This window comes from Fortiea sp. LEGE XX443 (genome assembly GCF_015206815.1).
Taxonomy (GTDB): Bacteria; Cyanobacteriota; Cyanobacteriia; order Cyanobacteriales; family Nostocaceae; genus Nostoc_B.
In genome coordinates, this window is sequence record NZ_JADEXZ010000132.1 from 1 (window position 1) to 6,856 (window position 6,856).

A 6,856-nucleotide genomic window follows, 5' to 3' on the forward strand; every position below is an offset into this window, starting at 1 on the left:
TATACCAAAGACAATATTCATCCACAAATTTGACGGTTTGTTTGGGTGGACGAGGCTCTACCATGCTCTGTGTCTTCGTTCTGGGCTTTTTACATCCTTATACTACCGCGATAGTGACACAACAGGGATAAGCTAATCTTTTTGCCAGGAATGTTTTGCTCAATCAAGAATTGACGTAAGGTAATAGCGCAGAGAACACATTCAAAAATTTTGAACGAAGAAGCGATCGCACTCAATTGCTCTATCGATTAGCAGCTATCTCCTGACTGTTGACAGGGACAAATCCAGCAAGAGCGATCGCTCTTTGTCCTTGTTCGGTGAGCAACAGTTTGGCGTATGCTTCCCCCACTTTCTGTTCTTGACCTTGGTTTTGCTTAATAATTACAAATAATTTAGAAGTCAGTGGATAACTACCGTTCTGAATAACTTCCGTATTTAGTTGATTGCGTTGTCGTGGACACTGATTTGACTGCACCACTGGTTCACGGTAGAGAGAAACTAGCTGTTCTGAAGTCAATCCCAAAGGTAGTAACTTAACACCACAATGATATACTACCCCTCTCGCAGAAGCATAATATAAACTGCCAGGAGTTGTTTTGACACGACGTAATGCTTCTGTGGTTGAGTAAACATACTGGACTTGCGAACTCAAACCTTGCTTATCAGCTGGCTGATTCGGAAATAACAGCGTGTCTGCGTTTTCTGGAGATTGGGATAAAGGGACAATTGGCAAGTCTACCCCGCCTACTTGTTTCCAGTTATTAATCTCTCCAAGATAAATTTTTTGTAACTGTTCAACGGTTAAGCCTGGTACTTGCAGTTCTGGGTTCACCACTACGGCAACTCCATCCATCCCGACTTGACGTTGCTCAATTGTCAAACCTTGTTTTTCAGCTTGAGCTTGTTCATCTTCTGTTAGAGGACGGGATGATTGCGTAAAGTCTAATTTCCCTGCCAGCAACATTCTAATCCCCGCTCCCGAACCAGGGCTACCAACTGTAGGATTGACGTAAAGCAATTGAAGTTCTGGGCGAGTATTTTGGATCTGTGAATCTACTAATTGCCTAATTGATGCCCAAGCCGTACTTCCACCGTAACTGAATGCACCAATAGGCATATCATTAACACTGGCAAAGTTTGAACCCGTAGTAGTACTTACAACTTCAGGATTTTGACTAGAGGCAGAAACAGTACGATTATTGACAAATAAACGTGGCCTTAGCCATAACCACAGCCCACCAATGAGTACAATTGTAATTAGTTCACCAATGATCAGCCCTCTGATCATCTGGATAGCGTCTGTGCTGAGTGAAACAGCTTTTCTGTTACTGTTGCTCATTGAGATTGAATTTTATTAAGCGTTCTTTAATAAAAACTATATATTAATTCTATAAGTAAATACATTTACGCAATATTACGGAAAACAACCGTCATGTACATCGTAACATGTTAACGAAGTTACTAAGTGAACGTTACCAGGTTGTGCAAGTTTTAAGTCAGGGAATGTTCTGTAAAACTTACATGGCTGAAGACACACATCTTCCTAACCGTCCCACCTGCGTCGTCAAGCATTTTTTACCCAGTAGTGAATTTTCTATTCCCGTGGAAATTCGCCGACGGCTATTTAATAGAGAAACACAAGCGCTGCAAAAACTAGGCGACTATGATTTGGTTCCCCATCTGTTGACTCATTTTGAAGACGAGCAAGAATTTTACTTAGTACAAAAATTTATTGCGGGACATACTCTAAGTGTAGAACTTCAGCCTGGTTATCGTTGGCAAGAAAGCATGGTTATTCAAGTACTACGGGAAGTTTTAGAAATTTTAAATTTTGTTCACAATCACGGTTTGATACATCGAGATGTTAAACCAAGCAATATTATGCGGCGACTGCAAGACGGTCGCTTAGTCTTGATTGATTTTGGTGCGGTTAAACCAATTTTGAACCAATTGGTCAAAGATCAAAAAAATCTGGTTCCCATTGAACAATCTACAATTGCGATCGGTACACCTGGATATATGCCTAGTGAGCAACAACGAGGCAGACCAAGACCAAATAGTGATATCTATGCTTTAGGTATGATTGCCATTCAAGCACTTACAGGAGTACACCCTACACAATTACCAGAAGATAGTAAGACTGGTGAGATCATCTGGAAACATTTAGCTGAGGTGAATGTTGAGTTGGCTGCGGTAATTAATAAGATGGTGCGTTACCACTTTCAAGACCGATATAAATCAGCAAAGGAAGTACTAGAAGCGCTATTACCTCTGCATAATATCTACACTCAAGATGCAGATTCTACCCTTATATCATCATTAAAATCTTACAATATTTCATCTGCATACTATTCTAATTCAGTGTTTAACAGTACAATACCTACTCCATTCTTAGAAAAACAGACGATTTCTAGTGAAACTTCTGTTATTCCTAAAAAATCTCCTTTGGTACTGGGATTAGTAATTGGTGTGGTTTCGGGGTTAATTTTGATGGTTGTCAGCTACTGGTCTGTGCAGATAATTTTACCCGAACCTAAAATTCAAAATTCTTTACCCACACCACAGGGTGTTAATCATTAATTTTTAATTTAATCAAGCACATTATCGCTGCCTAAGAGCTAGTTATTTGCTGTATTCTTGGTGATTGATTGTAGTTTGGTTGAGTGCTGTCTCGGTGAATCAAAAATGCCACAATTGCCAGCACAGTTAAATTGACAGCTAAAAGTCCGATCGCACTCCATACCCAAATTTTCATTTCAGCCTCCGAATTTTTATTTCTCAGTTGGCTTGTGATGATGAAACCGAATTCCTAAAAAAATGTCGTAAACAAACTCAAAAAAATCTTTTTTTTGTAATAATCCCGAAGTTTGATAGCAACCTTTTTCATCTAAAAGAGGCTTCATCACATAATACGCTGGCTGATAATTATACCAGGGAATTGAAGGCCACAGATGATGAATTAAGTGATAATTCTGCCCCATAATTAAGATATTGAGGAGCGGATTGGGATAAACACGGGCATTTTTCCAGCGATCGCGTTCTACGAACGGCCGATGTGGCAGATAATCAAAAAACAATCCCAGTGCTATCCCGACTATAAAGGCTGGAATAAACCAAAAATTGAGAATATAGCCTAAAAAGCCATACTGAACTGAAATATAAACAATACTGACGACAATCAAGCGGCTGATAAACCACTCCAATAGTTCATACTTACGCCAAAGTTGCCGCTGAAAGAAAAATACCTCATGGTATAAAAACCGCACCGCAATCAACCACAAAGGCCCACCTGTTGAAACATAATGGTCTGGGTCATCCTGGGGATGATTTACATGGGCGTGATGTTGTAAATGTACGCGCGTGAATACCGGAAAAGCAAAAGCCAATATTAAGGCGCTACCATGACCTAGCATCGCGTTAATTATCCGGTTACGATGAGCAGACTGGTGACAAGCATCGTGAATTACTGTCCCAGAACCATGTAATGCTAGGGTGTTAATACAAAAGCACAACCAGTGTGGCCATTGCCATTGCCAGTAGCCAAAATTCGATAATACCAGCATGGACAAGGCCAACAAAAAAATCAGCATTGTTGGACTGAAATTACCGGGAGGCGCTAAGAATTCCTTGGGTGGGATTTTCAATATCTTTGGTTGTGCCTCCAACGCGAGCATTTCTGACTCCTTTTTTGTCAAACATTACGAATATACGATAAATGTTAGTAAACAATAAAGTTTTATAAAGTTTTGTATAGCAAGATTTATCTACATATTTGTTTAGTAACAGATGAATAACGCTATGATTCCAGACAAGACCTAAGTGTTTGCTGATCAGTAGGGTGTGTCACTCAGCAACCAAATAGTGGATGAAAAAAAATCATCCTAGGGAAGGAAGGCATCAAGATTAGTGTACGATATCTACTCTGTCCTATAGTTCCTTGGAAGAAAAAGAAAAACTAAGTAACCAAACTCAGAATTATTTTCATAGATCCACTCTTTGATCTGCCCCTCACTAACTGCTTAAATTTATTGATGTGCCAGTAACTGAATACCGCATGTCCCTTAATTTATTATGACTGCTTAACAAGCTCCCTAAAATCAGCCCTTATGCAATTAAGAGATTCTCTACGTCGGACAAAAATTGTCGCTACAATTGGCCCTGCTACCAGCAGCCCAGAAATGCTCAAGGCGATTATTGAAGCAGGAGCAACAACGCTGCGCCTTAACTTCTCTCACGGTACTCATGCCGATCATCAGCGTAGTATTCGCTTAATTCGGCAAACAGCCTTTGAACTGAATCAGCCAGTGGCAATTTTGCAAGACTTGCAAGGGCCAAAAATTCGCTTAGGGCGGTTTGAAAATGGGTCTATAGTTTTAGCAAAAGGCGATCGCTTTATTTTAACCAATCGCCAAGTGGTAGGCACACAAGATATTAGCTGCATTACCTATGAATATTTAGCAGAAGAAGTCCCCACCGGAGCCAAAATTCTCCTCGATGATGGACGAGTAGAAATGGTAGTGGAAGAAATCAATCGAGAAAAAGGTGATTTATGTTGCTGTGTGACAGTTGGCGGTAAACTATCCAACAACAAAGGCGTAAACTTTCCTGGGGTTTACCTGTCCATTAAAGCCATGACCGACAAAGACCGCGAGGATCTAATGTTTGGTCTAGATCAAGGTGTAGACTGGGTAGCACTTTCCTTTGTCCGCAATCCCCAAGATTTAATCGAAATCAAAGAACTGATTTCTAGTACAGGTAAGCAAGTTCCAGTAATTGCCAAAATTGAAAAACACGAAGCCATTGAACAAATGGAAGCAGTTCTGGCTTTGTGCGATGGCGTAATGGTTGCTAGAGGCGACTTAGGGGTAGAATTGCCAGCCGAAGATGTCCCCATACTGCAAAAGCGGCTAATTTCCACAGCCAACCGCCTGGGAATTCCCATCATCACGGCTACCCAAATGTTAGATAGCATGGTGAGCAACCCTCGTCCGACCCGTGCCGAAGTATCAGACGTAGCCAATGCAATTTTAGATGGTACTGATGCAGTCATGCTCTCCAACGAAACTGCTGTAGGTAACTTCCCAGTGGAAGCAGTCGCAACAATGGCGCGTATTGCCGAACGTATTGAACAAGAAGAACGGAACTCAGCCACACGCCAACTTCGAGATAGCAGACGTTCCATTCCCAACGCCATCAGCCAAGCTGTCGGTCAAATTGCCGAAAACTTGGGAGCAGCTGCAATTATGACCTTAACCCAAACTGGAGCGACCGCGCGTAACGTGTCTAAATTTCGTCCCCACACACCAATTTTGGCAGTCACACCCCATGTAAACGTAGCGCGACAGTTACAACTAGTGTGGGGTGTAAAACCGCTACTAGTATTGGGACTACCCTCCACTGGTCAAACATTCCAAGCAGCAATTAACGTCGCCCAAGAGCATAAATTACTCTTTGAAGGTGATTTGGTCGTGATGACTGCTGGTACTCTTCAAGGGGTTTCCGGCTCCACCGATTTAATTAAGGTTGAAGTGGTCACAGCCATACTAGGTCAAGGAATCGGACTAGGACAAGGTTCAGTCAGTGGTCGCGCCAGAGTTGCTCATACAGGCTTAGATGTCAGCAACTTTAACCCTGGAGACATTTTAGTTGCACCCCGCACTAGTGCCGATTTTGTCGAGGCCATCCGTAAAGCATCTGGGATTATCACCGAAGAAGAAAGCCTGACTTGTCACGCAGCCGTGATTGGCTTACGTCTGGGTGTACCTGTGATTGTTGGCGTGAAAAAAGCCACCCAGGTAATTCGTGATGGGGCAATTTTAACCCTAGATGTGCAACGGGGCTTAGTTTACTCTGGTGCAGTAGGCACACCTTAGATAATTCGTAATTCGTAATTCGTAATTTGTAATTACAAATTAACTATTCTGGTTGAGTTTCAAAGTTAACTCGCTCGTAAATCTGGCGATGGGGAATTTGGCAGTTAGCAGCAACTAAAGTTAAAACTCCATCTTCATCGTCAGTTTCTTTAAATAGCCAGTTACTATCTGGAGTTTTGCTAAACTGCTCGATGTGAGTTTGATATTGGTCAATCAAAATATATTCTTGAAATTCAGGAATGGAACGATAATAAGTAAATTTATCACCTCTATCTCTACTACTTGTAGATTTAGAAAGCACTTCAAAAATAATGCAGGGATTTAACACTGTGTCTTTTCTTCCTTCTTGGAAGACAGGTTCATCTTTAATGATCAGAATATCGGGATATGTATATTCTCGGTAACGAGGAATCCAGAGACGCAAATCGCTCAAGAAAACTTCATAAGGCTGTGTCTGTAAGCTTAGTTCGAGTAATCTACTAAGGTTGCGGATAATTCGATTATGATTTATTGAGCCTCCAGTCATTGGTATAATTTCCCCATTACGATATTCACTGCGGTACTCAGCAGCCTCTTCTTGTGCTAAGTATTCCTCAGTGGAGTATTGACGGGGGGGAGTCTGCACAACCATAGGATTTATTTAGCCAGGTAACATTAGCCTCATTATAAATAGCACGAGAAAATTTCTGCGTTTGATGCTCAAACAGCTGGCATGATTAAAATCACTTATCTAAAACTTTTCAGGCATCCTCTAACAGATGCTTAGTGGTGCAGAAAAGTCTTGAATGCTCGATATATGGGGAATTTTACTGAAACAAGGGTGGCACAGAGGGGGGGAGACATGGGATGCTCAAGTTTCCACACAAAAACTACCCTATGCCAGTCCCCCATCTTTATCGTCAAGTACAAGATCAAGTAAGTCAATGGATTCATCCCCAAGACCAACGACATCTACAAGTGTTTTGTGAAAATGTAGCAGCAAT

At 41.4% G+C, this 6,856-nt stretch carries 7 protein-coding genes; 2 read left to right on the plus strand and 5 right to left on the minus strand.

Annotation, left to right across the window (positions count from 1 at the left end; all coding sequences use genetic code 11):
* Positions 1-89 precede the first annotated feature (89 nt).
* Both IQ259_RS26385 and IQ259_RS26390 read right to left on the minus strand, forming a co-directional pair.
* Complete coding sequence (locus tag IQ259_RS26385; RefSeq protein ID WP_228014802.1) at positions 90-236, minus strand: papain fold toxin domain-containing protein; 147 nt, start codon at positions 234-236, stop codon at positions 90-92.
* 5 nt (positions 237-241) lie between these two features.
* Complete coding sequence (locus tag IQ259_RS26390) at positions 242-1,339, minus strand: PstS family phosphate ABC transporter substrate-binding protein (protein ID WP_193888943.1); 1,098 nt, start codon at positions 1,337-1,339, stop codon at positions 242-244.
* Between the two features lie 107 nt (positions 1,340-1,446).
* On the opposite strand from IQ259_RS26390, the gene IQ259_RS26395 reads away from it, so the two are divergent.
* Positions 1,447-2,580, plus strand: a complete 1,134-nt coding sequence (locus tag IQ259_RS26395) for a serine/threonine-protein kinase (RefSeq protein ID WP_193888944.1) — start codon at positions 1,447-1,449, stop codon at positions 2,578-2,580.
* A 31-nt stretch (positions 2,581-2,611) separates the two neighbouring features.
* Here IQ259_RS26395 and IQ259_RS26400 read toward each other — a convergent pair whose 3' ends face one another.
* The gene (locus IQ259_RS26400; RefSeq protein WP_193888945.1) at positions 2,612-2,755 is read right to left on the minus strand and encodes a hypothetical protein; all 144 of its coding nucleotides are present in this window, start codon (positions 2,753-2,755) and stop codon (positions 2,612-2,614) included.
* 16 nt (positions 2,756-2,771) lie between these two features.
* Positions 2,772-3,674, minus strand: coding sequence for a beta-carotene hydroxylase (gene crtR, locus IQ259_RS26405; RefSeq protein WP_193888946.1), 903 nt, complete (start codon positions 3,672-3,674; stop codon positions 2,772-2,774).
* Positions 3,675-4,106: 432 nt separating this feature from the next.
* Here crtR and pyk point away from each other — a divergent pair, with 432 nt between their 5' ends.
* Positions 4,107-5,873: a pyruvate kinase gene (gene pyk / locus IQ259_RS26410; protein WP_193888947.1), complete on the plus strand. Its 1,767-nt coding sequence runs from the start codon at positions 4,107-4,109 to the stop codon at positions 5,871-5,873.
* 43 nt (positions 5,874-5,916) lie between these two features.
* On the opposite strand, the gene IQ259_RS26415 is transcribed toward pyk, so the two are convergent.
* Positions 5,917-6,504 (minus strand): Uma2 family endonuclease, encoded by a 588-nt coding sequence (locus IQ259_RS26415; RefSeq protein WP_193888948.1) that lies wholly within the window; start codon positions 6,502-6,504, stop codon positions 5,917-5,919.
* Between the last annotated feature and the right edge of the window lie 352 nt (positions 6,505-6,856).